22 protein-coding genes, 1 tRNA gene, 1 other RNA gene and 4 pseudogenes are annotated in these 26,422 nt (G+C 46.9%); 21 read left to right on the top strand and 7 right to left on the bottom strand.

What is annotated here, in order from left to right; all coding sequences use genetic code 11:
- Window positions 1-29 precede the first annotated feature (29 nt).
- On the bottom strand, window positions 30-1,376 hold the full coding sequence (locus RQN30_RS00290; protein ID WP_353060772.1) for a dipeptidase: 1,347 nt from the start codon (window positions 1,374-1,376) through the stop codon (window positions 30-32).
- Window positions 1,377-1,589: 213 nt separating this feature from the next.
- Here RQN30_RS00290 and RQN30_RS00285 point away from each other — a divergent pair, with 213 nt between their 5' ends.
- The 3 genes from RQN30_RS00285 (at window position 1,590) to RQN30_RS00275 (ending at window position 3,800) form a co-directional block, all read left to right on the top strand.
- The gene (locus tag RQN30_RS00285) at window positions 1,590-2,258 is read left to right on the top strand and encodes a DUF3043 domain-containing protein (RefSeq protein ID WP_353060771.1); all 669 of its coding nucleotides are present in this window, start codon (window positions 1,590-1,592) and stop codon (window positions 2,256-2,258) included.
- A 103-nt stretch (window positions 2,259-2,361) separates the two neighbouring features.
- Window positions 2,362-2,499 carry a hypothetical protein gene (locus RQN30_RS00280; protein WP_353060770.1) on the top strand — a complete coding sequence of 46 codons (138 nt, stop codon included), beginning with the start codon at window positions 2,362-2,364 and terminating at the stop codon, window positions 2,497-2,499.
- 17 nt (window positions 2,500-2,516) lie between these two features.
- On the top strand, window positions 2,517-3,800 hold the full coding sequence (locus tag RQN30_RS00275; protein WP_353060769.1) for a leucyl aminopeptidase: 1,284 nt from the start codon (window positions 2,517-2,519) through the stop codon (window positions 3,798-3,800).
- 992 nt (window positions 3,801-4,792) lie between these two features.
- On the opposite strand, the gene RQN30_RS00270 is transcribed toward RQN30_RS00275, so the two are convergent.
- Window positions 4,793-4,879: transfer RNA gene (locus RQN30_RS00270), tRNA-Leu, on the bottom strand.
- A 185-nt stretch (window positions 4,880-5,064) separates the two neighbouring features.
- On the opposite strand from RQN30_RS00270, the pseudogene RQN30_RS00265 reads away from it, so the two are divergent.
- Window positions 5,065-5,534: pseudogene (locus RQN30_RS00265) on the top strand (pyrophosphohydrolase domain-containing protein); the annotation flags it as partial.
- A 237-nt stretch (window positions 5,535-5,771) separates the two neighbouring features.
- On the opposite strand, the gene RQN30_RS00260 reads toward RQN30_RS00265, so the two are convergent.
- Window positions 5,772-6,305, bottom strand: a complete 534-nt coding sequence (locus tag RQN30_RS00260) for a hypothetical protein (RefSeq protein ID WP_353060768.1) — start codon at window positions 6,303-6,305, stop codon at window positions 5,772-5,774.
- Between the two features lie 505 nt (window positions 6,306-6,810).
- Here RQN30_RS00260 and RQN30_RS00255 point away from each other — a divergent pair.
- The 12 genes and pseudogenes from RQN30_RS00255 (at window position 6,811) to RQN30_RS00200 (ending at window position 16,924) form a co-directional block, all read left to right on the top strand.
- Complete coding sequence (locus tag RQN30_RS00255; RefSeq protein WP_353060767.1) at window positions 6,811-7,341, top strand: YbhB/YbcL family Raf kinase inhibitor-like protein; 531 nt, start codon at window positions 6,811-6,813, stop codon at window positions 7,339-7,341.
- 123 nt (window positions 7,342-7,464) lie between these two features.
- The gene (locus RQN30_RS00250; protein WP_353060766.1) at window positions 7,465-7,941 is read left to right on the top strand and encodes a tRNA (cytidine(34)-2'-O)-methyltransferase; all 477 of its coding nucleotides are present in this window, start codon (window positions 7,465-7,467) and stop codon (window positions 7,939-7,941) included.
- A gap of 203 nt (window positions 7,942-8,144) precedes the next feature.
- Window positions 8,145-8,474, top strand: a complete 330-nt coding sequence (locus tag RQN30_RS00245; protein WP_353060765.1) for a helix-turn-helix domain-containing protein — start codon at window positions 8,145-8,147, stop codon at window positions 8,472-8,474.
- Between the two features lie 141 nt (window positions 8,475-8,615).
- The gene (locus RQN30_RS00240; RefSeq protein WP_353060764.1) at window positions 8,616-9,833 is read left to right on the top strand and encodes an MFS transporter; all 1,218 of its coding nucleotides are present in this window, start codon (window positions 8,616-8,618) and stop codon (window positions 9,831-9,833) included.
- A gap of 241 nt (window positions 9,834-10,074) precedes the next feature.
- A complete protein-coding gene (locus RQN30_RS00235; protein ID WP_353061718.1) occupies window positions 10,075-10,710 on the top strand; it encodes a DUF4191 domain-containing protein in 636 nt (211 codons plus the stop codon).
- A gap of 443 nt (window positions 10,711-11,153) precedes the next feature.
- Entirely contained in the window at window positions 11,154-12,578 is a 1,425-nt protein-coding gene (gene glnA, locus RQN30_RS00230; RefSeq protein ID WP_353060763.1) for a type I glutamate--ammonia ligase, read from the top strand.
- A 177-nt stretch (window positions 12,579-12,755) separates the two neighbouring features.
- Window positions 12,756-13,478, top strand: coding sequence for an argininosuccinate synthase domain-containing protein (locus RQN30_RS00225; RefSeq protein ID WP_353060762.1), 723 nt, complete (start codon window positions 12,756-12,758; stop codon window positions 13,476-13,478).
- Window positions 13,382-13,978 (top strand): adenine nucleotide alpha hydrolase family protein, encoded by a 597-nt coding sequence (locus tag RQN30_RS00220; RefSeq protein WP_353061717.1) that lies wholly within the window; start codon window positions 13,382-13,384, stop codon window positions 13,976-13,978. The genes RQN30_RS00225 and RQN30_RS00220 overlap by 97 nt, the downstream gene beginning before the upstream one ends.
- Window positions 13,979-14,097: 119 nt before the next feature.
- Window positions 14,098-15,015 (top strand): argininosuccinate lyase, encoded by a 918-nt coding sequence (gene argH, locus RQN30_RS00215; protein WP_353060761.1) that lies wholly within the window; start codon window positions 14,098-14,100, stop codon window positions 15,013-15,015.
- A gap of 5 nt (window positions 15,016-15,020) precedes the next feature.
- Window positions 15,021-15,488 carry a hypothetical protein gene (locus RQN30_RS00210; RefSeq protein ID WP_491608677.1) on the top strand — a complete coding sequence of 156 codons (468 nt, stop codon included), beginning with the start codon at window positions 15,021-15,023 and terminating at the stop codon, window positions 15,486-15,488.
- Window positions 15,485-16,087: pseudogene (locus tag RQN30_RS00205) on the top strand (ABC transporter permease subunit); the annotation flags it as partial. The gene RQN30_RS00210 and the pseudogene RQN30_RS00205, both read left to right, overlap by 4 nt.
- Window positions 16,088-16,146: 59 nt before the next feature.
- Window positions 16,147-16,924, top strand: a pseudogene (locus RQN30_RS00200) (amino acid ABC transporter ATP-binding protein).
- A gap of 103 nt (window positions 16,925-17,027) precedes the next feature.
- Here the strand turns inward: RQN30_RS00200 and RQN30_RS00195 are convergent.
- The 3 genes from RQN30_RS00195 to glnA (RQN30_RS00185) all read right to left on the bottom strand — a co-directional run bounded on the left by RQN30_RS00195 (window position 17,028) and on the right by glnA (RQN30_RS00185) (window position 21,865).
- On the bottom strand, window positions 17,028-17,480 hold the full coding sequence (locus tag RQN30_RS00195; RefSeq protein ID WP_353060759.1) for a [protein-PII] uridylyltransferase family protein: 453 nt from the start codon (window positions 17,478-17,480) through the stop codon (window positions 17,028-17,030).
- Complete coding sequence (locus tag RQN30_RS00190; RefSeq protein ID WP_353060758.1) at window positions 17,477-20,344, bottom strand: bifunctional [glutamine synthetase] adenylyltransferase/[glutamine synthetase]-adenylyl-L-tyrosine phosphorylase; 2,868 nt, start codon at window positions 20,342-20,344, stop codon at window positions 17,477-17,479. Before RQN30_RS00190 ends, RQN30_RS00195 begins: the two co-directional genes overlap by 4 nt.
- 183 nt (window positions 20,345-20,527) lie before the next feature.
- Entirely contained in the window at window positions 20,528-21,865 is a 1,338-nt protein-coding gene (glnA, locus tag RQN30_RS00185) for a type I glutamate--ammonia ligase (protein ID WP_353060757.1), read from the bottom strand.
- 228 nt (window positions 21,866-22,093) lie between these two features.
- Here glnA (RQN30_RS00185) and panB point away from each other — a divergent pair, with 228 nt between their 5' ends.
- The 4 genes from panB (at window position 22,094) to RQN30_RS00165 (ending at window position 24,914) form a co-directional block, all read left to right on the top strand.
- Complete coding sequence (panB, locus tag RQN30_RS00180) at window positions 22,094-22,891, top strand: 3-methyl-2-oxobutanoate hydroxymethyltransferase (RefSeq protein WP_353060756.1); 798 nt, start codon at window positions 22,094-22,096, stop codon at window positions 22,889-22,891.
- A gap of 186 nt (window positions 22,892-23,077) precedes the next feature.
- A complete protein-coding gene (gene map, locus RQN30_RS00175; RefSeq protein ID WP_353060755.1) occupies window positions 23,078-23,989 on the top strand; it encodes a type I methionyl aminopeptidase in 912 nt (303 codons plus the stop codon).
- Between the two features lie 153 nt (window positions 23,990-24,142).
- Window positions 24,143-24,613, top strand: coding sequence for an ROK family protein (locus RQN30_RS00170; RefSeq protein WP_353060754.1), 471 nt, complete (start codon window positions 24,143-24,145; stop codon window positions 24,611-24,613).
- 10 nt (window positions 24,614-24,623) lie between these two features.
- The gene (locus tag RQN30_RS00165) at window positions 24,624-24,914 is read left to right on the top strand and encodes a hypothetical protein (protein WP_353060753.1); all 291 of its coding nucleotides are present in this window, start codon (window positions 24,624-24,626) and stop codon (window positions 24,912-24,914) included.
- A gap of 98 nt (window positions 24,915-25,012) precedes the next feature.
- Here the strand turns inward: RQN30_RS00165 and rnpB are convergent.
- Window positions 25,013-25,419, bottom strand: an RNA gene (gene rnpB / locus RQN30_RS00160) — RNase P RNA component class A.
- Between the two features lie 208 nt (window positions 25,420-25,627).
- Between rnpB and RQN30_RS00155 the strand changes: the two are divergent.
- Window positions 25,628-26,403 (top strand): annotated as a pseudogene (locus RQN30_RS00155) (YaaA family protein).
- Window positions 26,404-26,422 lie beyond the last annotated feature (19 nt).

Below are 26,422 nucleotides of genomic sequence, written 5' to 3'. Positions count from 1 at the left end.
CGCACCAGCACAGCGAATAAATACGGAAACTATTCTCCAAGCCTGCTTAAAAGCAATGCCTCTGCAACAATTGCATTTTTCCAGTCACTTAATTCGAGCGATTCATTTGCCGAATGTGCTCGAGTATCCGGATCTTCCACACCAGTGACAAGAATCTCAGCTGCCGGAAAAACTTTTGCAAGTTCAGAAATGAACGGAATCGAACCGCCAACGCCAATATCGACAGAATCCGTACCCCATGCTTCACGCAAAGCCCACTTTGCAAGCTTAGTTACTTCCGTTTGCGCACCGGCTTCAAAACCAGGCCCGCACTCGTTAATTTGCACATCAAGATGTGCGCCAAAAGGTACATTTTCTTCCAGATGCTTCACTAATGCCGCACCGGCTTCACGCGAATCCTGCCCCGGAGCTACACGCAGGGAAAGCACAAACTTACAGCTCGGAAGCAAAGTATTTGAAGCTTTCGCAGTAGGCGTCATATCCATCGCAATCAGTGTCACCGTCGGCTTAGTCCATAGCCGCGAAGTCAGCGAACCAGTGCCGGTGAGCTGCACCCCATCCAGCATTCCCATATCCCGCCGCAAATCTGCTTCTGGGTAGTCTACCTGCGCATTGTCGTATGCCAATAAACCGCCGACAGTAACTTCACCATTTTCATCATGCAAAGTGCTGACTAACCGGCAGGCAATCGTCGGCGCATCAAGTATCGGCCCGGAATATGCTCCCGAATGGAGGGCATGATCAAGTACAGAAACAGTGGCGCTCACCTGCACCACACCACGCAGCGAGGTAGTAAGCGACGGAATACCGACTTTCCAATTATTCGAATCGGCAACAATAATTACGTCAGCAGCCAACCGCTCCCGATAAGCTTCCAGAAAATCAACAAAAGTCGGCGAACCAACTTCCTCTTCACCTTCGATAAAAAGTACGATTCCCACACCGGGCTGTGCAGCTTCAATTGCCGCCAAATGCAGCATCACACCGGCTTTATCATCAGCAGCACCCCGCCCAAAGAGCCGCCCATCTCGCTCCTCTGCTTTGAACGGATCAGCTTGATCCCAAAGCGAGAGCTCGCCAACCGGCTGCACATCATGATGCGCATAAAGCAAAACTGTTGGTTTACCGGGATCAGCATTGCGCGCTGCGAGAATCGCCGGACGCCCAACTTTACCATCAGCAGTAGTGAGCTGAATTACTTCAGTTTCCAGCCCAAGTTTTCTAGTTTTTTCCGCAATCCAATTTGCAGAATCAACCAAGGCTGACTGATCGAAAGAACTTGCGGAAATCGAGGGAATCGCAACTAGCTCAGTCAGTTCTTTTAACGTTTTTGAATAAACTTCGGCCACCCGGCCGGCAACATTATCAATACTCATGTCTCTATCCTAGCGCGATTTCCAAAAGCCGCAGCATATTAAAAGTTTTTACGTTTAATTAGACGTTTAGTCATATTCGCCGAATCAGATGTTTAGTCATCTTCACTGCCGTCCGGTTCTGCCGGATCGTAATCAAAAATTCGCTCTCCCGCCAAATACGCTAGACTTAACCACGTTCGTTATATTTTGTTCAACAAAGAGAATGGTTAATTCGTGTTCGGTAAGAAAAATTCCAGGCATGACAATACTGATAGCACAAGCAACGAAGCTTCGCAGCCAGAAAAACTACCCAAGGGTTACAATCCGCCAAAAGGCAGTGCTACCCCGAAACGGAAAATCGTCGAAGCAAAAAATAAACGTCCGCTAATTGCAAATAAAGCAAATCTGACGAAAGCGGAAAAGAAAGAACGCCGAATTGAAGAGCGCCGCCGTGCTGATGAGATTTACCGGAAGCAGCAAGAAGCTTTGCGCACTGGCGATGAAAACAATCTGCCTTATCAGCACAAAGGAAAAGTACGCCGTTGGGGACGCGACTATATCGATGCGTCCGGCCCGATTTCAGGTTGGTTTATGCCGCTTGCTTTTATGATTTTGCCGCTTGTAGTTGTCCAAAGCTATTTCCCGAAAGCTGCCATATATCTGACTATTTTCCTTTACGCAATATTTATTGTAATGGGTGCGCATGCAGTCTATCTCGGAAACCGCACAAAGAAACTCGCACGTGAAATTTTCGGCATATCGCAAGTGCCGCGCGGATACGCATTTCAAATGATTGCCCGCTGCTTCTACCCGCGGCGGTGGCGGCTGCCAAAACCAATGGTCAAGCGCGGAGAATTTCCGCATGGAGCAAAGAAAGCCGATCGGGAAACTGCAGCAAACTAAACCTGGAGTCAGTAAAATCGCTAAACCAAAGTGTGAACCTCCAGCCAGCACAGATTTATTGTACTTAAACACTGAATTTTCAACAGAAAGGTGAAACCCTCTCATGCCAAAGATTACATTTGCAAAGTCCGCTGATCACGAAATTTATGCACAAACACAGATTCTTGCAGTAGGCGTCTACAAAAAGACGGAAACGACCGCGCTACTATTAAGGGTGTTTGTGATTTCACAACAGCTGTAGCAAACGGAATCGACACATTGGAAGCCGGTACGAATCCCGGGGAAATCACGAAACTCGCTGTAGATGGTTCCATCGTTTACGCAGTAGGCCTTGGCGAATTAAAGCGCGACGAACTGCGTCAAGGCGCAGGAGCTGCAGCTCGCGCCGCCGCAGGAAAGGAATCTCTCACCATCGAATTTCCGCACGAGAGTGCGGCAGAACTTTCCGCAATCACTGAAGGCGCACTCCTTGGCGCGTACACTTTCAACAAGTATTTACAGAATGCCGATCAGGCAATCACACAGATTAACATCATCACCGACCTTGACGTGGATTCGGAATCTCTGCTTGCGCAAGCAAAAATCATCACAACAGCAATGAATCATGTACGTGATTTAACCAATACTCCGGCAAACGACCTCACCCCGCAGACATTTGCAGATTTTGCTTCCGAAGCAGCGAAAGCAGCTGGCGTGAGTGTAAAGATTTACGAAGGCGAAGATCTGGAAAAAGAAAAACTCGCTGGTCTCGCTGCAGTTGGGAAAGGCTCGGCTGTACCGCCGCGTTTGGTACGCTTGGAGTGGGCGCCAGAAAATGCGAAGTCATTCGTCGCTCTCATCGGCAAGGGGATTACATTCGACACTGGCGGATACTCGCTTAAGCCGGCAGCTCACATTACCGAGATGAAAACCGACATGTGCGGAGCGGCAACCGTACTCGAAACTGTCATTGCTGCAGCGAAACTCAATACACCAGTAAAGATTGTCGGTTGGCTGTGCATAGCTGAAAATATGGTTTCTGCTGCTGCTTCCCGCCCAGACGATGTAATTGTTTACCGAAATGGTAAATCCGTAGAGATCAATAACACTGACGCTGAAGGCCGTCTCGTGATGGCTGATGGTTTGATTATGGCAGCCGAAGAAAAACCAGATGCGGTTATCGATATTGCAACACTCACCGGCGCACAGATGGTTGCGCTCGGCGAACGGATTACAGGAGTGATGGGTACCGACACAATTCGTGACGAAATCGTGGCTGCAGCTAATTCTGCAGATGAGGAAGCATGGGCAATGCCGCTTCCAGCGCAGCTTCGCGAAAGTCTCAAATCGGATATTGCGACACTGAAAAATTCCGGATCCCGTTATGGCGGAATGCTGGTTGCCGGGATATTCCTGAAGGAATTTGTGGGAGATACGCCATGGGGGCATATTGACATTGCCGGTCCCTCGTTCAACCGCGGCGCTGCTTATGGGTATACCCCAAAGGGCGGAACCGGAGTGATGCTGCGTACGCTGCTTGAATTTATTGCAGCCCGCAGCTAAAAGGGCGTTTTTCATTTTGTTATGCCGCAAGTATCAGCTTCCGGGCGCTTCACAATTTTGTATGTGTTGGCGTGATGAAGCTGGTGTTTGTTCGGGTGGAAAGCGGTGTTTTGTGCAGGTATGTTTAACTGCCGCGTAAAACACCGCTTGGACCCGGCTAAACTTGACCCAACTAAGAGGGTGCTGCATATTTTGTTTCTCCGCGGGTATTGGCTGACGTAAGCGGCGGCAGGATCTTTGCAAGGTTACGTAAGTGATGGCATATTCCCCGTGAGCGCACGTAACTGGCGGCAAGATCTACTTTCACTTACGTAACTGGTGGCGAAATCAGCATTTTTTAACGTAACTGGCGGCAAAATGCGCGGTTTTATTTCCTGACGGGAAATCCGTCGTTCCTGTGATCCTGTGACCAGCATAAACGCAAATACTTTCGACGGTGAAAAATACAGACTGAGTTCTTGCCACCACTTACGTAAGGAACTTGAGTTCCCGCCACCAGTTACGTAACTTTTCCACTTCTTGCCACCAGTTACGTAGAGGGAAGCTGCTCGTGTTGTTAATTGTTGGTGTTCTGGGTTCTTCAAGCTGCGAGAATACGCCAGACGATAGCGGAACAGGAACGAGACTACGTAACTGACGGCGAAATCCCCACGAACACACGGAACTGGTGGCGAAATCGACTTTAACGACTCTTCACATTTGTTCGGCTTAGCGGAATAAAAAGCCGGTGTCTGTTCGGGGTGGAAAGCGGTGTTTTTGTATAGATCAAACCTGACCGCTATGCAAAAACACCGCTTGGAACCGACCAAACTGGACCCAAACAAAAGAACTTTCCGTATTTTCGGACTACAGGACTACACCCGTCGGCGACGATACGGGCACGAGACTACGTAAGTGGTGGCGAAATAGCCCAAGCCCCAAGAGTCTATGCACAGTCTGAAAATAAAATGTCTCGCGACATAGCCGAAACTATCTCGCGAGACATTAAAACGTGCGCGGAGGGGGACTTGAACCCCCACCCACGTAATATGTGGACTAGCACCTCAAGCTAGCGCGTCTGCCTATTCCGCCACCCGCGCAGCACGTTTGCGTTTGCAACGGGTAATAATCTATCACCCTTCTTCACAATTTTCCAATTCTCATCCCCTTGGAGAGTGTGATTTACAGCAAGTTAAATATCATCTCTCCCATGTCTATCATTAGATAGAACAAATCTTTTTGAAACTGCAAATCAAAATTAGCAAAATTATTAATAGATTCAGGAGCACATATGCAAAAAGCAGCAGTAAATTCTGAAAACCCCGAATCTCTTGTACGGGAATTCCACAAAACTTACAATCTTCCGATTGCTGCAGATGGACCAAATGTTCGCCGTGAACGAGTCGGTATGCGGATGAATCTCATCGCTGAAGAATTCTCGGAATTAGTAGGTGCGATTTACGGCCAGAAAGCCCGCACAAAAATCGAAACTGCGTATAAAGAAGCAGTAGAATTAGACAATCAAAACCGTGATGTCGTCGAAACTGCTGACGCACTGGCTGACCTGGTTTACGTTATATACGGGATGGCGCTTGAGATGGGAATCCCGCTCGCGAAAGTATTAGCGCAGGTTCAAGCTTCAAATCTTTCAAAACTTGGCACAGACGGGAAACCTATCTACCGTGAAGATGGAAAAGTGCTGAAAGGGCCAAACTTTTTCCGCCGAATATCGCCCGCGCACTGGGTCTGGATTAACCTATTAACGCAATTACTCGCACTAATCTCACATAAATTGCGAATTGACTTGAACTGCTCCTCCGTTAATTGAAAACTAATTCTGCAATCCAGCTAACGGAGAGCAGTTCAAATCAGGCACCCGCAAATATCTAAAAACGATTTAGCACTCTCCGTTAACGCTCTCCGTTAATACTCCCCGCCCTAGTATGCTCAGCATATCCAGCATGGTCAGTATGCGCAGCACCCCCAGTGTGCTCAGTATGCAGTATCGTCACGGAAAAATCGATCGTTTGTTTTTCCGGTATCGTCAAGCTCTGCATCCTCGACTTGATCCGCAATATTTGCGGCAATAATTTCTGCCGATAATTTATCAATCCGTTCATTAAGCAGTTTCATCTCAATTTTTCGATTTTTCTGCGCCATCGCCTCAAGAAGCGGAATAGATTTCTGAATCCCCGCTAATTCCGTACGCCATTTCCGCGTCTGTTCGGCAACTTCTGAATTATTTGCAGAAGCATAAAGATAAGTGATTTGCTCACGGAGAATCTCAACACGCTTACCAAGATTTTCCGGGCTTAGTTCACTCTTTCGGGCATTTGCAATCGCCCCGATTTTCCCGGTAACACGCTGAAACATTTCTGGATTGCGCTGATGCATTTCACGCAGCTGCGGTCCGTATTTGCGGACAATCTTAAATATCGCCGGTCCGGCAACCGTCACGAGTTTAAAAAGTAACTTCGGGTTGAGCAATTTTCCTCCAACATCGTATTCAAAATCAGAACATTTCACGTTTATTGCTCTCAAGCGTATCTGAATAGTGAAAAAATCCCAGCTATTCTTCACGCTTCGGTATTAGCTGAAAAGCCTCTTTGCTGCCAGGCATTTTCCAAAAACAGCTGCGAAGATTTACCCGAACTACGAGTCACCGCTGCACTAAAAATAAATTGGATAAAATTCAGAATAAAATATTTTGCGGGAAATCTGACATTACAGACGTTGCATAATATCATTCGATTATCACATCTGCGGAATATTTCGCATTTATACCGCATTATCCGGATGCGTCAGCAGTGCAGATGCAGTGCCGGCAAATCAGCGCATAATCCCATATGCATAATTCGCTGTTTTCGGCAACACGCTGATTGTCGGAAAATCCGATACTGTAAAACAATAAATATGCTGCAAAATAAATTACCCGCGAAACCTGATTGCGAAACTGCTCCCGCGATATTTAAAACAAATTAAGCGCAGCATTTAACTAGCTATCAAGTACACAAATGGATACTCTAAAAATATGAATTTAGAACGCCCAATTGCTCCAGACCCATATGATCAGCTTCCTCCTGTTCCAAGTTTCGAACTTCGCAGTGAAATTATGCGCGACGGGGAACCGATGCCTTGCGGACTACTCGCCGAAGGAGGAAACTCTTCTCCGGATATGTTTTGGCAAGGATTCCCGCCGGAAACAGAAAGTTTTGTGATAACCTGCTTTGATCCTGACGCCCCAACTCCATCTGGTTTCTGGCATTGGACGGTTATCGATGTGCCTGGCGATGTAACCTCGCTGCCGTTCAATGCCGGAAAATCTGATTTATTTCTGCCTGGTCCAGCGACGCATATCCGCAATGATATCAATGAACCTTCGTACTACGGCGCTAATCCGCCGGCTGGCGACCGCCCGCACCGCTACATTTTCGCTGTCCATGCTCTCGATGTTCCGAGTCTTGAAATCGACCCCGAAAATACTTCACCTGCAGCCGCCGCATTTGCGGCGCTATTCCATACAATCGCCCGCGCAAGGATTACTGTTACCCACCAAAATTAAAATTTTCGTTTTGCTGCTTTCCGCCGACCGCGAAAGCAGAGTTTTGCGATGCCTGGAAAAGCTGCGCGGCACACCCGCGAAATTTACCGTTTGTTAATCGAATCTGAAAGAAATTAATTTAGAATGCTGCATTTCGTCTTTCATAACCCAGTAATTGCCGGAAACACAGGCAACGCGATTCGGCTTGCCGCCTGCACCGGAGCAACTTTGCATTTAATTGAACCGCTCGGTTTCAATTTTGCTGATACGCATCTGAAACGTGCCGGACTTGATTACCACGATTTAGCAGATTTGCAGATTCATCCCTCGTGGGAAGCTGCAAAAGAATATTTCGGCAGTGAAGCCCGAATTTTTGCGTTTACTTCACATACTGAAAATAACTATGCTGCGGAAAAATATCACGACGGCGATATTCTACTTTTTGGCACAGAACCCACTGGGCTGCCGCAAGAGATTCTAGATGACTCCCGAATCACTAAATTATTGCGGATTCCAATGCTTCCAGCACGTCGTTCACTAAATCTTTCCAATTCAGCTTCGATTGCTGTATATGAAGCCTGGCGCCAACTCGGTTTTCCCGGAGCGGGAGCCGCAAACTAATCCCAACTAAGATTCTTGTTATCAGCATCGAATCTTTGTGAAACATCTGATGAAATAAATTCGCCGCCGCATACTTATCGATGCCGCTTTATCGATACCGCACAACCCAAAACAGTTTTCGATTCGTTTGTTCATTTCAGTTCTGCAAAAGTCACAGAGATGAGGGGTATACCCTGCAGTAATAAGCAGGAAACCCCTTAAACATGTTTATCATGAGTCAACATAGCGAGATTGAAAGACTAATAGCGAAATCGCTTGCAAAAACAATTCGAAAACGCCGCGAAGAACTTCACCTTTCGCAAGAACAGGTCGCATACAAGGCGTCAATTGACCGTTCGCATTATCAAATAATTGAGGCTGGTCTTGCGAATCGAAAGACGCGCACTCCCGCTAATCCGCGTTTAAACACACTGCTGCAAATAGCCGACACTTTAGATTGCTCAATAATAGATCTCTTAAAAGAAACATCTGACTTGTACGAAAAGATTCAAGCGCAAGTACGCGCAGCAGCAAACCAGAAATACTTTGGTTGAGCATTTATTCCAACGGTGGGGTACCTAACTCATTAAACTGCAATTTTAATTCAAAGTTTCGGTAAAGTTATTTGAGTTTACTTGCAAGTAAGATAACGCAGTATCGCCGTTATCTTGTTTATTTATTTGAGTGAGGGATTTTTGCGCAAAAGTCGGTCAATATTCGCGATATTCAGTAATTACCGTGATTTACCACGTCTAATGGGCGGGCGTGAGATGGTGATATCTTTCCTTGGGCGGATGCCGCTGGCAATGAATATCATCGCCATCCTGACCTTAGTGACCGTAGTGACAGGTTCTGTTGCGAATGCAGCAATTGTTTCTGCCGTACACGCAATCGCAACCGGTATCGGCAATCCAATTATCGGTCGAATTTCTGATAAATACGGGCAGCGTCTGCCGCTTCTTATTGCAGCTCCGATTAGTTTTACCGCAATAGTTGGGATTATCTGCACGGTTTATTTTGGTTACGCTGACTTGCTGCTGCTTTCAGTGCTGGCTGGAATCGTCGGTTTTACAACGTCCCCTATTGGGGCGCTTGCACGTGTTCGTTGGTATGAAATTACGAATACTGCTCCCCAGCTCGCCACAGCGCTCTCCTGGGAGTCAACGATTGATGAGCTGTCTTTTGTGCTCGGTCCGGCTTTCGTCGGAATTATGGCAGCTGCAATTTCACCGCTTGCGCCCCTTGCGGTTACAGCAGTGATTATTATTACTTGCGTAATCCCGTTTGCACTTTCAAAGCACGCGACAAAACCGGTTGTTCTTACTCCGGGTGAAATACGTCCAGGCTTTTTTGTTGTGATGCGTGCAGTGATTGTGCCGCTGATAGCAATGTTTTGTCTGGGCATGTTTTTCGGTTCAATACAAGCAGCACTTGCTGCTTTTATGCAGAATCTTGGCATTGCCGGAAAATCTGGTCTGGTTTATGCGTTCCAAGGGCTCGGCGCTGCACTTACCGCACTCGGAGCAGTGTTTATTCCGAAGCATATTACATCAGAACGGCGTATTATTTTCGGCGCACTTGGCGTAGGTATCGGCGCAGCCGTCTGTTCGTTGATTGTCTCTCCGGCAATGATGATTATCGTATTATTCATCACAGGCATGATGATTGGTCCGCCATCCGTCGCAATCTTTACTCTTGCTGGAGATAGCGCACCAAAAGGCGGCAGTGCTGTAGCCGTAACAGCGCTTGGATCGATGAATGTACTTGGTGTTTCAATCGCATCAATTACAGCCGGACAAGTAGTGGAGATTAGTCTCCATGCCGGATTTTATGTACCGGCTGCAGCAGGTTTCCTGATGGCAGCTTCCACTGCAATTGCGGTTCTTGTAAAATCAAAAAATAACAGGAATTAACAGGTTCGGATCGCATAGATATCAAAGAAATATGGTGCGAAATAAATCCGACGCGAACAAACTGGAATATAAACCGACGGAAAATATTTGGCACAAATTATCTGTTTCAACTAGACTCAAGAAGTAATTGTGCGCAAAATTAGTCGGAATTAAAGGGGATTTCTGAAAATGGCGAAGTCTGAAGATAAACAAATAAAACCAAAGAAGCCAAAGAAGAAGCGTTGGTGGTCATATCTTGCAGATGCATATCGCGTATCCAAAAAACCTATCCGTGGACCGGCTGGGCACTGGCTGGAGTATTTTTGGGATTATCGTTCTCGCAATTCTCCTTGGTGTATTCACAAAAAATTGGATTTTCAGCTTAATTTTCGGTCTGATGTTTGCGATAATTTGTCCGCTGCTATTCCTTACTGAATTAGTAAAGCGTGCTTCCTATAAGCAAATTGAGAATATGCCTGGCGCTTCCGCTGCAGTTATGGGGCAAATCAAACGCGGCTGGGCAATTTCAGAAGAACCGGTTCGTTTTAATCCGCGGACGAAAGATCTTGTTTTTCGTGCAGTCGGGCGTCCGGGAGTAGTGCTGGTATCGGAAGGATCCGGAGCTGGTATCCAAAAGTTGATTCGCGAAGAACGCCAGGCGATTAAACGTGTTGCTCCTTCAGCACCAATTTCCGTAATTCAAGTTGGGATGGAAGATGGGCAGGTACCGATTGCGAAGTTGCAGCGAGCAATGCGGAAGCTGCCAAAACAGATTACGAACCAAGAAGTTGCTGCACTAACCAATCGCCTTAGCGCAGTGCGCACAAATTCACTTCCGATTCCAAAGGGAATTGATCCGATGAAAGCCCGGGCAAATCGCCGGGCGATGCGCGGATAATTTGCGAATTATTTTAAGTGTTGCAGCTTGTGAGCTGCAGAAATTTCTGCTGCGGGTTGAAGTAATGCCGGCGTGTGATACATTGGCTGACTTCAGCCCGCAAGTGTATCTGCACAATAGCCAAAGCTGATAAAATCCGGATTATAGATTGCTGAAATAACTTGTTTATTTTTGCTTTACTGCTGCAGGTATTGGCTGAAGTTCTCATCTTTTTCCGGAGCTTGGTCTGCCCATTTCCGTATCTGCGCTGGCATTGTCCGAGATTTGTGCAAATGCGAAACTGTATCGTTTTGTACGCTAAAATTTCTAATTGTGGAATTGACGCATGATATACATTAGAAAATCAATGTATGCCTGCATCGTTCGTTGATTCCAGCAAAATCTTTCGGTTTGCCCGTTTGCTCGAATTGCAAATAAGTTTGTGAAGTCAAGGAGTTAGCTCGATGTTTAAGTCTGTTTCCGAAGCTATCGCTTTTATTAAAAATGAAGAAATCGAATTTATTGATATTCGATTCTGTGATTTGCCTGGCGTAATGCAGCATTTTGCAATTCCGGTCCACGCATTCGAAGCCGATATTTTGACCGAGGGATTGATGTTCGACGGATCATCGATTCGCGGTTTTACTGAAATTCATGAATCGGATATGAAGCTGATTCCTGATTTGCAAACAGCGTTTCTTGACCCTTTCCGCAAGCGGAAAACATTGGCGATTAATTGTTCAGTAGTTGATCCTTTTACTGGTGAGAGCTACCGTCGTGATCCGCGGAATATTGCTGCGCGGGCAGAAGAATATCTGCGTTCAACCGGTATTGCCGATACATCGTACATTGGCGCTGAGGCTGAGTTCTATATTTTCGATTCGATTCGCTTTGGAGATTCACCCCAAAAGTCCTTCTATGAGCTCGACGCAAAGGAAGCATGGTGGAATACTGATAAAGCAGAAGACGGAGGAAATCTTGGTTATAAGACCCGTATTAAGGGCGGGTATTTCCCGGTTTCGCCGAATGACCAGCTTGCTGATTTGCGCGATGAAATGACGGCTATTTGCCAACAGGTTGGATTAAATATTGAGCGTGAACATCATGAAGTCGGCACTGGCGGTCAGCAGGAAATCAACTATACTTTCAACTCACTGCTTGCGGCAGCTGATGACATGATGAAGTTTAAGTACGTGATTAAAAATGCTGCATTCCAAGCTGGAAAAACGGCAACTTTTATGCCGAAGCCGCTGTTTGGAGATAATGGCTCGGGAATGCATTGCCATCATTCACTCTGGAAGAATGGCGAGCCGCTTTTCTATGATGAGAAAGGTTATGGCGGGCTTTCAGATTTGGCTCGTTGGTTCATCGGCGGGCTGCTCAAACATGCTCCCTCGCTATTAGCTTTCACAAATCCGTCGGTTAATTCTTTCCACCGGTTAGTGCCGGGTTTTGAAGCTCCGGTAAATCTTGTTTATTCTGCACGTAACCGTTCTGCCTGTATTCGAATTCCAGTAACCGGATCTTCACCGAAAGCAAAACGTGTTGAGTATCGTACTCCAGATCCGTCGGCGAATCCGTATCTAGCTTTTGCAGCGCAGTTGATGGCGGGGATAGATGGAATTAAGAATCGGATTGAACCAGATGATCCGATTGATAAAGACCTTTATGAGCTTCCGCCAGCGGAACATGCACAGATTAAGCAGCTGCCAGGTTCACTTGAGGATGCGCTGCGCGCACTTGAAGCTGATTATGATTACCTCACCGAAGGTGATGTGTTTACCGAAGATTTGATTCAGACTTGGATTCAATACAAACGCGAGAAAGAGATTGCGCCGCTTGCACAGCGTCCGCACCCATATGAGTATGCGCTCTACTGGGATCTTTAAACTTTTACCGCTTCCGAAATATTTTCGCCGCTTAACTTGAGTTCGTCCGCAGGTTAAGCGGCTTTTATTTTCTCCTTTTCGCTGCATGCAGCAATTGCCACAAAATAAATTTTATTTAATTTTGGAATTATATACACAATAACGTATATTTATACTAAAAGCTTTTAAGGAGTAAATATGTCAGAAATCAAGAAAGTAGTTCTCGCCTACTCTGGCGGACTAGACACTTCCGTAATCATCCCGTGGTTAAAAGAGAATTATAATAACTGCGAAGTAATCGCAGTAGCCGCAAATGTCGGACAAGGCGACTCAGAACTGGAAGGTCTTGAAGAAAAAGCACTAAAAACCGGAGCTGCAAAACTTTATATTGAAGATTTGGTAGATGAGTTCGTTGACGAATACATTATTCCGACCATGAAAGCCGGCGCAAAATATGAGGGTTACCTGCTCGGAACCGCTTTTGCCCGTCCAGTGATCGCAAAGCGGCTCGTCGAAATTGCGCTTGCGGAAAATGCAGATGCGATTGTTCACGGCTGCACCGGAAAAGGTAATGACCAGGTACGTTTTGAACTTGCAATCAAAGCCTTTGCCCCGAATATGCCGATTATCGCTCCGTGGCGGGTCTGGGATATCCGCAGCCGCGAAGATGCTATCAACTACGCCGAAGCACACAATATACCGCTCAAAATTAACCGTGAAACCAATTATTCAAAGGATAAGAACCTTTGGCACCTCTCACATGAAGGGCTTGACCTTGAAAACCCCGGCAATGAACCGCAATACGACAAGCCAGGTTTCCTTGAATTAGGTGTTTCACCATTCACTGCCCCAGACTCCCCGCATATCTCACACTGGAATTCGTACAAGGCACACCGGCAGCTCTTAACGGTGAAAAGTTAACCTGCGCCGAAATCATTACCGAGCTAAATAAACTCGGCGGAGAAAATGGAATCGGGCTGCTTGATCTTGTTGAAAACCGGCTGGTTGGAATGAAAAGCCGCGGCATTTATGAGACACCGGGCGGAGCAATCCTTTACCGCGCTCACGAAGTACTTGAAACAGTTACGCTTGACAAACTCACCGCACACAAGAAAGAAGAACTTGCACTCACTTTCGCAGATCTTGTTTACAACGGGCAATGGTTCACTCCGCTGCGTGAAGCACTTTCAGCTTTCGTCGATAAGACGCAAGAGAAAGTGACGGGCACAGTAAAACTCAAGCTCTACAAGGGAAATATCATCACTGCAGGCGTATGGTCGCCAAACTCGCTTTATAGTGAAGAAATCGCCACATTTGACGAAAGCGATTATGACCAAATGGATTCACAGGGATTCATCAATCTCTACGGCTTGCCAGTCAAGATTCAAGCAATGCTTGCACAGGGTCTGCTCGATAATTAATTACATAATTAATTACAATGAATAATCTGAAGAATTAAAAAACTAAAAGCTGGGTTTGTCTTTAAAAATCATTCAAGATTCACCGAAGACAAACCCAACTACATCAGAACGGAAAAATAATGAAGCTTTGGGCCGGACGCTTCCAAAAAGAAACCGATACCGCCGTAAACGATTTCAATTCCTCGATTCTTTTCGACGCACGCTTGTATCATGAAGATATTACCGGCAGCATTGCACACGCAAAAATGCTGGGCGCACAAGGAATTATTGAAATTGAAGAAGCAGAAAAAATTATTGCGGCGCTGCAGCTAATTTTGCACGATATTGAAGCTGATCAGGTTGAGTTTTCACTTGAAAACGAAGACATCCATATGAATGTGGAGCGCCTGCTCACCTCAAGAATCGGCGATACCGGAAAACGACTCCACACAGCCCGCAGCAGAAACGATCAGGTCGCACTCGATTTACGGCTCCACCTAAAGAAAGAAATCATTGCAATCCGCGAATTAATACTCGACCTTGAAGAAGTGTTAATTTCAAAAGCCGAAGCGCATCTCGATACGGTAATGCCCGGTTTTACTCACCTCCAGCACGCTCAGCCAACTACTTTCGCACACCATATTATGGCTTACGCAAATATGTTCCGCCGCGATATCACAAGGCTTGAAGATTGTTTAGTGCGCATGGATGAATCCCCGCTTGGGGCAGGTGCGTTAGCAGCCACAACCTACCCGATTGACCGTTTTTCTACAGCTTTTGACCTCGGGTTTAGCAAACCGACTGAAAATAGTCTTGACTCCGTTTCTGATCGCGATTTTGCAATCGAATTCATCAGCGCAACTTCAATTATCATGATGCATCTTTCACGATTTTCTGAAGAAATAATTTTCTGGTGCACCGGGGAATTCAGATTCCTTGAATTAGACGACGCATACTCCACCGGATCGTCAATTATGCCGCAAAAAAGAATCCAGACGTGGCGGAACTGGTTCGCGGCAAAACCGGGCGTGTTTACGGTGATCTCATCACGCTTTTAACCGTAATGAAAGCACTTCCGCTTGCGTACAACAAAGATATGCAAGAAGATAAAGAGCCCGTGTTTGACGCAATTGATACCGTAAAACAGTGCCTTCCAGTATTTGGGGCAATGTTTGCAACAGCGACGGTAAATACCAAAAATATGCGCAAATCTGCCGCTTATGGGTTCATTAACGCCACTGATTGTGCAGATTATCTTGTCCGGAAAGGGATGCCTTTCCGTGATGCATATATGATTGTCGGCAAACTTGTGAACATCTGTATCGAGAGCGGAAGAACACTTGAAACACTCTCGCTTGAAAACTTCCGTGCCGTTTGCGATAGTTTCGAAACCGACATCTATGATGCGCTCGAATTAAACACATGCGTAAATGGGCGTAAAGTAATCGGCGGTCCGGCACGTAAAGAAGTTGAACGCCAGATTGAATCGATTCAAACTTTTACCGCACAGCATCGTGAAATGTTTAAATAAAATTTGGAATCCCTTTTACATCAATCAATTTCTTCACCTTTGAACCCTATAAAGTGCTGGCAAATATGCAGCACACAATGTTTATTTGCGCAGTACTCAGATTGGGATTAAACGAGGGTGCATACCTTTCTGAAATCGTGCGTTCAGGGCTGAATTCCGTAGATTCCGGGCAGGAAGAAGCCGCAAAAGCCCTTGGCATAAGCAATGGACAAATTTTGCGGAGAATCGTTTTACCGCAGGCAATGTGCGTAATCATTCCGCCAACAGGAAATGAAACTATTTCGATGTTAAAGACAACATCGTTGGTAACTGCAGTGCCATTCACTCTTGAATTGACTTATTTCACAAACGCTATTGGGCGTTCAACTTTCAAACCAATACCCTATCTGCTTGTGGCCGCATTTTGGTACCTGGTAATCACTTCAATCCTAATGGTTGGGCAGCACTATCTCGAACAGTATTACGGAAAAGGAACAATGGAATATCAAGGCAGCAAAATGCAGACAAAACGGGCAAAGAAACTGCGCACCGCAAGGCAGGAAGCTATCAATCGCGCTGAAACAATTTACCGTGATCCGTTCATTGAATATACTCCCTAATTTTCCAGATTCTCCAGATTTTCCAAATTCACAGCATAGCTTTACTTCTAGGAATGACAATGCAATCCGATAATCCCTGCAGCCCAATGGTTAGTGTGCAAAACGTACATAAGTTTTTCGGCAATCTGCATGTGCTGAAAGGCGTCTCATTTGATGTGCCAACCGGATCAGTCTGCACAATACTCGGCCCTTCCGGATCTGGAAAATCTACAATTTTGCGCTGCATCAACCAGCTCGAAAAATCCAGGCTGGAAAAATTTCAGTCAATGGAGAACAAATTGGGTACACCGAGAAAAACGGCAAACTCCACGAGCTGAATCAAAAGCAGATTGCACACCAACGTGCACAAATCGGAATGGTATTCCAGCGCTTCAATCTCTTTCCGCATATGAATGCACTTGAAAATGTGATGGAAGCTCCAATTCATGTGCTTGGTAAAGAAAAAGAACAAGCCGCAATCCAGGCTCGGGAGTTACTTGCACGCGTTGGGCTTTCCGAAAGAGCTTCGCACTACCCTGCCGAATTATCGGGCGGACAGCAGCAACGCGTAGCAATTGCCCGCGCATTAGCAATGAATCCGCAGCTAATGTTATTCGACGAGCCAACCTCTGCACTCGATCCAGAACTTGTTGATGAAGTTCTTTCCGTAATGCAAGACTTAGCGTATACCGGAACCACAATGATTGTGGTAACCCATGAAATTGATTTGCCCGTGAAGTATCAGACCACGTACTTTTTATGGATGCTGGAATTGTCGTTGAATCTGGCGCACCAGAGCAGATTTTTGAAAATCCGCAGCATCCGCGCACGAAAGATTTCCTTTCAAAAGTACGATAACGCTCGTTGGAACAATACAAGCTTTTTGTTTTAAGCTGGTCCGCAAGCATTTTTTCTTGTAACACATAACTTTAAATGCAGGTTTTATCCCTGAAAACTCTTTTCAGTTATCACCATAGAAAACCCGCACCATAATCTCACGGGATTTCCGCGCAAGACGCAGATAATCATCATATAAATCTTTCCGCCGTTCCCGAGAATATCCGATAATTGCCGCGACGGCAGCAAATTCATTTACGTCGAGCGGGATCACATCAACTTTTGAAGCCTGCCCTCTGCCGGTGCCAAGAAAATTTGCGTCGCGTAAATTCGAAGCAAGAATCCATGCTTCTTGCAGTACCTGACTGTCTGTTTCGGTAAGTAAACCTGCGGTGCTTGCAGCAGTTAAAGCTTCAAGCGTGCTTGCAGTTTGCAGATTCACATTTTCTTTTGCCGAAATCAGCTGCAGATACTGTGCGAGCCACTCAATATCACTTAATCCTCCCGGGCCAAGCTTTAAATGCCGCACCGATTCAACACCGCGCGGAATTCGCTCATTTTCTATCCGCACCTTCATTGTGCGAATCGTCCGGATTTCACTTTCACTAAGCCCATTAACGGGATACCGCAAAGAATCGATAAGCTGCAAAAATCTTTCCCCAACTCTGTGCTGCCGCCGCAAAAACGTGCCCGCAATAGTGCCTGCCGTTCCCAAAGCTCCACCCAACGTTCATAATACTGAGCATAACTTGCAAGGGAACGTGAAAGCGGACCATTTTTCCCTTCCGGACGCAATCTCGTATCAATCTCAAAGGTTGGCTCGCTGCCAGGATCGTTCAGAAAATTCAGCACATCACGTGTAAATTCAATTGCAAGCTGATCATTATCGAGCTGTGCACTATCTGACTGCGTAATATTTAGCTGTGCAGGATTCAACCGCGAACTATCTGCACAGACATCAGCCGGCTGTACATTTTCGTTATTTGTTTTTATTTCGCCGCTGTCAGATAAAACAGTGTGAGATAAAACGCTGTCAGATAAAAACGGACGATGGACAAAAATCACATCAGCGTCTGAAGCATAGCTCAGCTCATTTCCGCCAAAACGCCCTAGTGCAATCACAGCAAATTCGAACGGCAGCTCGGAGACACAATATTTTTGCCGAAATTTACATTCAGCTGCCCGCAGCGCTCCCGCAATTGCAATATCACCGGCAGCTGAGATTACTCTCTGCACCTGCCGTTCATCAATTAGGCCTAGTACTTGCGCTAAAGCTGTGCGCAACAATTCTTTTCGCCGCAAATACCGCCCCGCCATTGCGATTTCAGATGGTTCCGTACGCCGCGAAAGAAGTGCATCAAGTTCTTCCTGCAGTTCTTCAGCAGAACGCGGAAGAAGTAAAGCATCGTCATCAAGCCAGGAGATTGCTTCCGAAAGTTTGGGAAGCTCCTGCGCAAGATATTTCGAACAAGAAAGAATCTTCGCGAGGCGTTTTGCTGCAGTGCCGGAGTCCCGCAATGTGCGTAAATACCAGGAAGTTGCCCCCATCTGCTCGGAAAGAATCCGAAATGAACGCAATCCTTGATCCGGATCAGCTCCAGCACCAAACCACCCAATCAGCACCGGCAGTAAATGCCGCTGAATGAGAGCTGTGCGCGTAATTCCTGCTGTAAGCGCACTAATCTGCATTAAAGCTCCCCGCGGGTCGCGATAACCGATTGCCGAAAGCCGTGCTTTTGCCGCTTCCGGTTCCAGCGCCGCATCATCAGCGCTAAGTTTTGCTACAGCCGGAATCAATGGACGATAATAGATTTCCAAATGCAAGGCACGCACATTGCCGCGAACCTGCTGCCAATACCGCTCAAGATCTTCTCCGCTGTAAATCCCCGGAATACTTTTCCGCAGACTTCGTGCAATTCGCTGCAGCTGCAGCTGCGCCGTCGGTACAAGATGTGAACGACGGAAGCGATAAAGCTGAATCCGATGTTCAAGTACCCGCAAGAATTTGTAATACTGCGCCAATTTCGCTGCGTCTGCGCGGGAAATATATCCGCCATCACTAAGCGCAGCTAAGCCGTCGAGCGTAGCACAAACCCGCAAAGATTCATCAGTTCGTCCATGAACGAGCTGCAGCAGCTGGACAGTAAATTCGATATCGCGCAATCCGCCTTTCCCAAGTTTAAGTTGGCGCGGCGCCTCCTTTGCAGGAACAAGATCAAGCACACGCCGCCGCATTGCCTGCGATTCTGCAACAAAGCTCTCTCGCTGCGCCACATTCCAGATCCCCTCTTGCACACCAGCGATTAGCTTTGAGCCAAGCGTTAAATCTCCTGCTGCTGGACGTGCTTTGAGCAAAGCTTGAAATTCCCATCCTTTTGCCCAACGCTGATAATAGCTCAGATAAGAATCAAGTGTGCGCACCAGCGGACCGTCTTTCCCTTCCGGACGCAGATTCGGATCAAGTTCCCACAGTGCGGGCACTTCCCCAGGAGCACTAACAATTTTTGCAATTTCGAAAGCGATTTTCGTCCCGATTTCAATTAGCTTTGCTTCATCTAAAACGGAATCAGCATTTTTGCTATTTTCGATACTGCCGGATTCATTTTCTAATTCGGCTTCAGTTTCGTTTTTGTTTTCAGCAGCTAAATAGATTACATCTACATCCGAAATATAGTTAATCTCTTGGGCGCCGGCTTTCCCCATTGTAATAATGCTAAATTTTATACGTTCAGATTCACTGACCTGTCTGCCCGCAATTGCCAGAGCCCCGTCGAGCACAGCATCAACAAGCCGGGTAATCGCCTGCGAAACATCTGTGAAAATTTCGGTTGCATCTAACGCGGATAAATCAATTGCCGCAATCTGCGCAATTCGCTGCCAATAATAGCGGCGCAATGCGCTCACAGCCCGCTTGTAGTTATCAGCAGAAAGTTTTTTACTACTTCCAGTCGGAATCTGCCAGTTCTTATTTACAGTTTTCCCCGCAGCAAAGTGCGGCATAATATCAGCTGTTAAATCTAAATATTCCGCGAGCGCATAATACATTTTCTCCCGCTCCTGCGTTGGAGTGCAGTGCAATGAAGAGTGCGCAATCTGTGCTGGTGTAAAGATCTCAAGGAGTAAGGGATTGGCGATGAGGAACTCTGAAAGTGCAGCGGAAAAGCCGAGAACGGCGAAAAGTAAACTGCTCCCCGTTTTAGTTTGGCATGTGTGCGCGAGGACTTCAGATGCTGGTTTTCCGATATTATTAACTGCTTCAGTTAAACGTACATATCCGAGCAGTGCTAAATCTGGATCTGCAGTTTCCCCGAGAAGTGCCAAAAGCCAATCTTTATCCGTGTTTTCTAATAGCGGATCAGTAAACAAACGCGCAGCCTGCAGCGAATCTTGAAAACCGGCGCGCGCGAGTTTTGCTTGAATACTTTCAGCTCTTTCTACCATTTCCCACCTTCACTTCGGCTCGCTTAAAATCATTTCGTGCATATTGCGCATATTTCTTTATGAAATATTGTTTTCAAGACGTGATTTCAATCCATGCTCAGCTCTCCCCGTTCTTCCCCGCTCTTATACCCGTCTTATTCAGTTATTTAGTTTCCCAGCTGCATTTCATCCGCGTACCCCGATTTAATTCCCGCGCATAAAACCTAGGCGCTCAAAAGGGGTGACTTGATAGCGATACTGTTCCCATTCATGCCGCTTATTTCGGAGGAAGTATGCAAAAGTATCTTCACCGAGCGTGGCCGCAACCAGTTCAGAGCGCTGCATTGCATCAATTGCATCTTTCAGTGAGAACGGCAGCGGCTCGATTCCAAGAATCTGGCGTTCACGATCGGAAAGATCAGAAACGTCAGTATCTACCGGTTCGATTAGCTCGTAATTATTTTCAATTCCAGCTAGACCAGCGTTCAAAATTGCAGCATAGGCAAGATAAGGATTCGCAGCAGAATCAAGCGCGCGGTATTCAATGCGTGCCGAACGCGGTTTGCGCGAATTGATTGTTGGGATTCGGATTAGGGCAGACTGGTTATTTTTTCCCCAGGCAATATGCGCCGGCGCTTCGAATCCTGCCCAGAGCCGTTTATAAGAGTTCACATGCTGATTTGTGATTGCAGTAATTTCGCGGGCGTGCCGAATCAATCCGGCTACGAATTGCCGTCCAATTTTTGAAAGCTGGAATTGTGAACTCGGATCGAAAAATGCGTTATTTTCACCTTCAAAAAGTGAAAAGTGAGTGTGCATTCCATTGCCGGGATACTCAATTAACGGCTTTGGCATAAATGATGCTTGCACACCCTGCTGGATTGCAATCTGATCGACAACTACACGGAAAGTCATTACAGCGTCTGCCATCGCGAGCGCATCGTCTACATGCAAGTCGATCTCATTTTGCCCTGGTCCGGCTTCATGGTGTGAGAATTCTACAGAGATTCCGAGCTCTTCAAGACATTTGACCGCGTCGGAACGGAAATTTCGCGCCAACGAACGAGAAATATTATCGAAATATGATCCGTTATCGATTGGACGCGGCTCCAATGCCGGATCTTCCTGCTGGTGGAAAAGATAGAACTCAATTTCTGGATGCACATAGAAAGTAAACCCCATATCGGATGCGTGCTCTAAAGCACGTTTGAGTACCGCACGCGGATCCGAACGTGCCGGCAGACCGTCGGGGGTGCGAATGTCACAAAACATTCGTGCTGTGAGTTCTCCCGAATCGTACCACGGCAAAATTTCGAAAGTACTGGCATCCGGGTGCATAATCATATCTGATTCATGCACTCGCGTCAGGCCTTCAATAGCGGAACCGTCGAAACCAATTCCGTTATTAAACGCCGATTCCAGTTCTGCCGGGGCGATTGCAACTGATTTTAGTGTGCCGACTACATCGGTAAACCAGAGCCGAATAAAACGTACACCCTGTTCTTGCACTTTTCGCAGTACTGCTTCTTCTTGACGATCCATACCGGTATTCCTATCTCTGAAACTACTTCTATTCTGCCTTATTATCTGCAATCTTCGCAGACGGATGTAAGATTGAAATTAACTTTGGTACCGCTGCCGGAATTTGCAGGAAGTTTTCGACTTTCCAAATCGCAGACCTCTCGTTTCTCGGGGTACCACGAAATACAAAATAGTTGCTGCCCGCGGCGAAATTCGGCGCGGATAACAGTTAATTTTAGGAGATTAGCAATGACCAAGAAGGTGCGGATACACCATCTGAAGCAAATGAAAAATGAGAAAACTCCAATTACGATGCTTACCGCCTATGACGCGATAACGTCGCATATTTTTGATACAGCCGGAACAGACATGCTGCTTGTCGGAGATTCCTACGGAAACGTGTGTCTCGGATACGATTCCACTGTTTCAGTAACACTTCCAGATATGGTTCGGGCAACCGCGGCAGTAGCACGCGGAGTGAAACGTGCGTTTATAGTTGCAGATCTTCCTTTTGGCACTTATGAAGCCTCCACTCAAGAGGCAGTGCGTTCAGCTGTCGAACTTGTGCGTGCCGGTGCGGAAGCGGTAAAACTTGAAGGCGGAGAACGCCAGGCACACACAATTCAAGCAATTGTCCAGGCAGGGATTCCTGTAGTCGGGCATATTGGCTACACTCCGCAGTCTACAAATGCACTTGGCGGGGTTCGCGTGCAAGGACGCGGAGATGCTGCAGAGCAAGTAAAAGCTGATGCGCTTGCCGTTGAAAAAGCTGGCGCAATTGCCGTCGTACTCGAAATGGTGCCGGCTGATACGGCTGCAGATATTACTGCTTCACTCGAAATTCCAACTATTGGTATCGGGGCAGGAAATCAATGTGACGGTCAGGTACTTGTCTGGTCTGATATGGCCGGGATGACTGATTGGCGGCCAAGCTTTGCGGAAATATTCGGGCAAGTCGGGCAAGCGCTCACTCAAGCAGCACTCGAATACAATGAAGCCGTCCGCACACGCCAGTTCCCTGATTATCAGCACTCTTTCGAAGGCTGATTCCGCACACGATTCTTTGTTTTCCGTAAAGTTCGGATGATATTTTTCCCGAACCGGCATTCACATTGCAGAGTTTCGAAATCTTGCCTGCAATAGTTAAAGATTGCAAGACTGCAAGGTCACGGGAAAATAGCAAAAATTACAGCAGCACATACTTACCGGCGAAAGAAATTTGAGGTTAATAAGTTGAATAAAGATCCGCACCGCGCTCCTCTTGGCACATTGAATCCAGGGAAACTCTCACCGAAACGCGCAGTTCCAAACAGCATTGAGCGCCCAGAATATTTATTTCACGACGGCCCCGAACAGGTGAATGCGTCTGAAATTAAAAATGCTGAAACTATTGAGCGGATTCGAGTTGCTTCCCAGATTGCAGCTGACGCATTGTACGAAGCAGGCAGTGCAGTCGCACCGGGTGTAACAACTGACGAGCTTGACCGGATTGCACATGAATATCTGTGTGATCACGGGGCATATCCGTCGTGTCTTGGATATATGGGTTTCAAAAAATCGATTTGTACATCAGTAAATGAAGTTATTTGCCATGGGGTTCCCGATTCACGTCCGCTTGCAGCTGGCGATATCGTAAACATTGATGTAACAGCTTATATTGGCGGTGTTCACGGCGATACGAATGCGATGTTCTATGTTGGCGAAGTGGATTCAGAATCACAGCTGCTGTGCGAACGCACCTACACTGCAATGATGCGCGGAATTAAAGCCGTGAAACCTGGCCGTGAAATTAATGTGATTGGCCGTGTGATTGAATCTTATGCAAAACGGTTTTCCTACGGCGTGGTGGAAGACTTTACCGGACACGGAGTTGGTGAAGCATTCCATTCCGGGCTGATTGTTCCGCATTATGACGCTGCACCGCTGTACAACGATTTAATTGCGCCGGGCATGGTTTTCACGATTGAACCAATGCTCACTCTCGGCGAGATTGATTGGGAACAATGGGACGACGGATGGACTGTGCTCACAAAAGACCGCGGACGAAGCGCCCAGTGGGAGCACACGATTTTAGTCACAGAAAACGGGGCTGAGATTCTTACTCTCCCGACACGAGGTCAAGTTTCGCCGGCAATGCCAAAATAGATTCGCAGATTCTGAAACTGTGCCTCACGGGAGACTCAAGTATGCTTACAGCTGCAAGCCATCTGAAAATATTTACGGCTGCTTTAAATACTTACAGAGCCATTCCCAACAGGAAAAACACTCACTGCTTTCCCGGAAGAAAGGATTATTGCCGTGAAGCGAAAATTTCGAAAAATTAGTATCGGTATTGATGTCGGAGGTTCCGGAATCAAAGGAGCGCCGGTAAGTTTAAATACCGGAAAGTTTTTAGACGAACGGCTGCGGATTCCGACTCCGGAAAATGGCAGCCCGACAGAGATTGCTGCAATTATTAAACAGATTGCTGATTCATTTGAACTGCCGGATGAGATTCCCGTCGGCGTATCATTCCCAGCCCCGATTGTAAACGGTGTGGTGCCGATGATTGCGAATCTTTCCCAAGAATGGAAAGATATGCGAATCAGCGAGCTGCTTACGAAAACGCTGCGGCGTCCGATAACGGTGATTAATGACGCCGATGCAGCCGGATATGCGGAAGTACATTTTGGTGCAGCGCATCGGCACGACGGCACAATTATCGTGCTCACTCGGCACTGGAATTGGTTCAGCACTCGTACGAAACGGCATACTTTTACCAAATTCTGAACTCGGTCATGTGCTGATGCCAAACGGTCTTGCGGCTGAAAAATGGGCTTCTTCGGGAGTTTTTGAACGGGAAGAACTTTCCTATGAAGAATGGGCCGGGCGGCTGCAAGAGATTTTCCGTTACTACGAACTGCTTTTCAGCCCAGATTTATTCATTATCGGCGGCGGAATCTCAAAGAAATATAAAAAGTTTCTTCCGCTGATTGATACCCGTGCCCCAATTGTCCCTGCTGAGCTCCGAAACGGTGCAGGAATTGTCGGCGCTGCACTGCTGGCACATCAAGAAGCACAAAATAACTGACAGGCAATTTTTCGCACAATTACTCCGATTTCGCAGGCAGATCCGAATGTATTCATGTGAAAAAATGTGTAAAGGTGAAGCGCAGGCGGAAGCTGCAGCGAACGAGTTGGCCGATACGCCGGGTTCTGTTCGGAGCTTTCGCAAAGCGCAGCCCCGCGGCAGCCATCCATCTACGCACTTGCATTACTGCAAGGCTCTAGCAACCTACCCGCACACTCAGCGGGAAGCCTCAATGTGTGCTGCTTGGTCTTGCTCCCAGTGGGGTTTACCATGCCGTTTCTGTCACCAGAAACGCGGTGAGCTCTTACCTCGCCTTTTCACCCTTACCTTGGAATCTACCGAGCCGAAGCTGGAAATAGAATCACTGGCGGTCTGTTTTCTGCGGCACTTTCCTGCGGGTCACCCCGAGTGGGTATTACCCACCACTGTTCCCTGCGGAGCCCGGACGTTCCTCGGGTGTTAAATGCGCAAACGCAAAAACACACGCGGCTGCCTGGCCAACTCGTTCGCTCTCCAATAGTAGCACTAGAGATTCGCACGAACCTAGTGCGGGATATAAACTGCAGGCAATTTTCGAATAAATCTGCCGCCGGCAAATAACACAATGTATCGTATCCGCTGCATCCGGCGCCTTTTGAAAATATTTTCACATCATTTCAATCCGTCAGCTATTTCCTGCGGATAATACGATACGGGATTGATAGGATTATTGTATGTTGATTTTACTTCCGCCCTCTGAAGGAAAGACGGCGCCAACTGCCGGGCCGGCACTCGATTTTTCACAACTGCGGTATCCCCAGTTCAACGGGTTGCGGAAAAATTTAGCCGACGAACTGATAGAAATTTCCGGACGCGAAAATGCGCTTGATATTTTGCAGGCGGGTGCGTCTGTATCGGAAACTGTTTTTGCACAGACGCAACTGTATTCACTTCCCTGCGCACCTGCACGCGATATCTATACTGGTGTACTCTTCGAAGCATTGGACTTTTCCCATGCAACCCCATCCGAACTCGCTTTTGCTGCAGAAAAATATTAATTTTCTCCGGCTTATTCGGTATTCTCAGCCCAAATGATTCAATCCCAGCATATCGGCTCGCAATGGGAACAAAACTGCCGAACCTCGGAAATAACAAGACCCTTTGGAAACATGAGCTGAAAGATTTTTCTGCCGGGAATCGCGAACTTGTTATTGACTGCCGTTCCGGCAGTTACCAAGTTTGGAATCCGCCGGAAAGCGCAGATTGGATTACGGTAACTGCAGTGCGCGATAAAAACGGACAGCGCAAAGTAATTTCGCATAATACCAAGTATTTCCGCGGTCTGCTTGCAAATGCGCTGATAAAATCCCAGATAGATATTGAAGACGGAGAGCAGCTTACCGAATTTGTCCTGACCAATCTGGCTGGCAACAGCAAAATTGATAGTGCCGAGCTCACACCGGCAGCTGCAAACGGGGCACGCAAGCTAATCTTGGTTCAGAAATGCTGAAAGCACCAGGCAGCACTAG

The organism is Arcanobacterium hippocoleae (genome assembly GCF_040360365.1).
GTDB lineage: Bacteria > Actinomycetota > Actinomycetes > Actinomycetales > Actinomycetaceae > Arcanobacterium_A > Arcanobacterium_A hippocoleae_A.
This window is presented reverse-complemented; position numbering and strand designations above follow the sequence as displayed.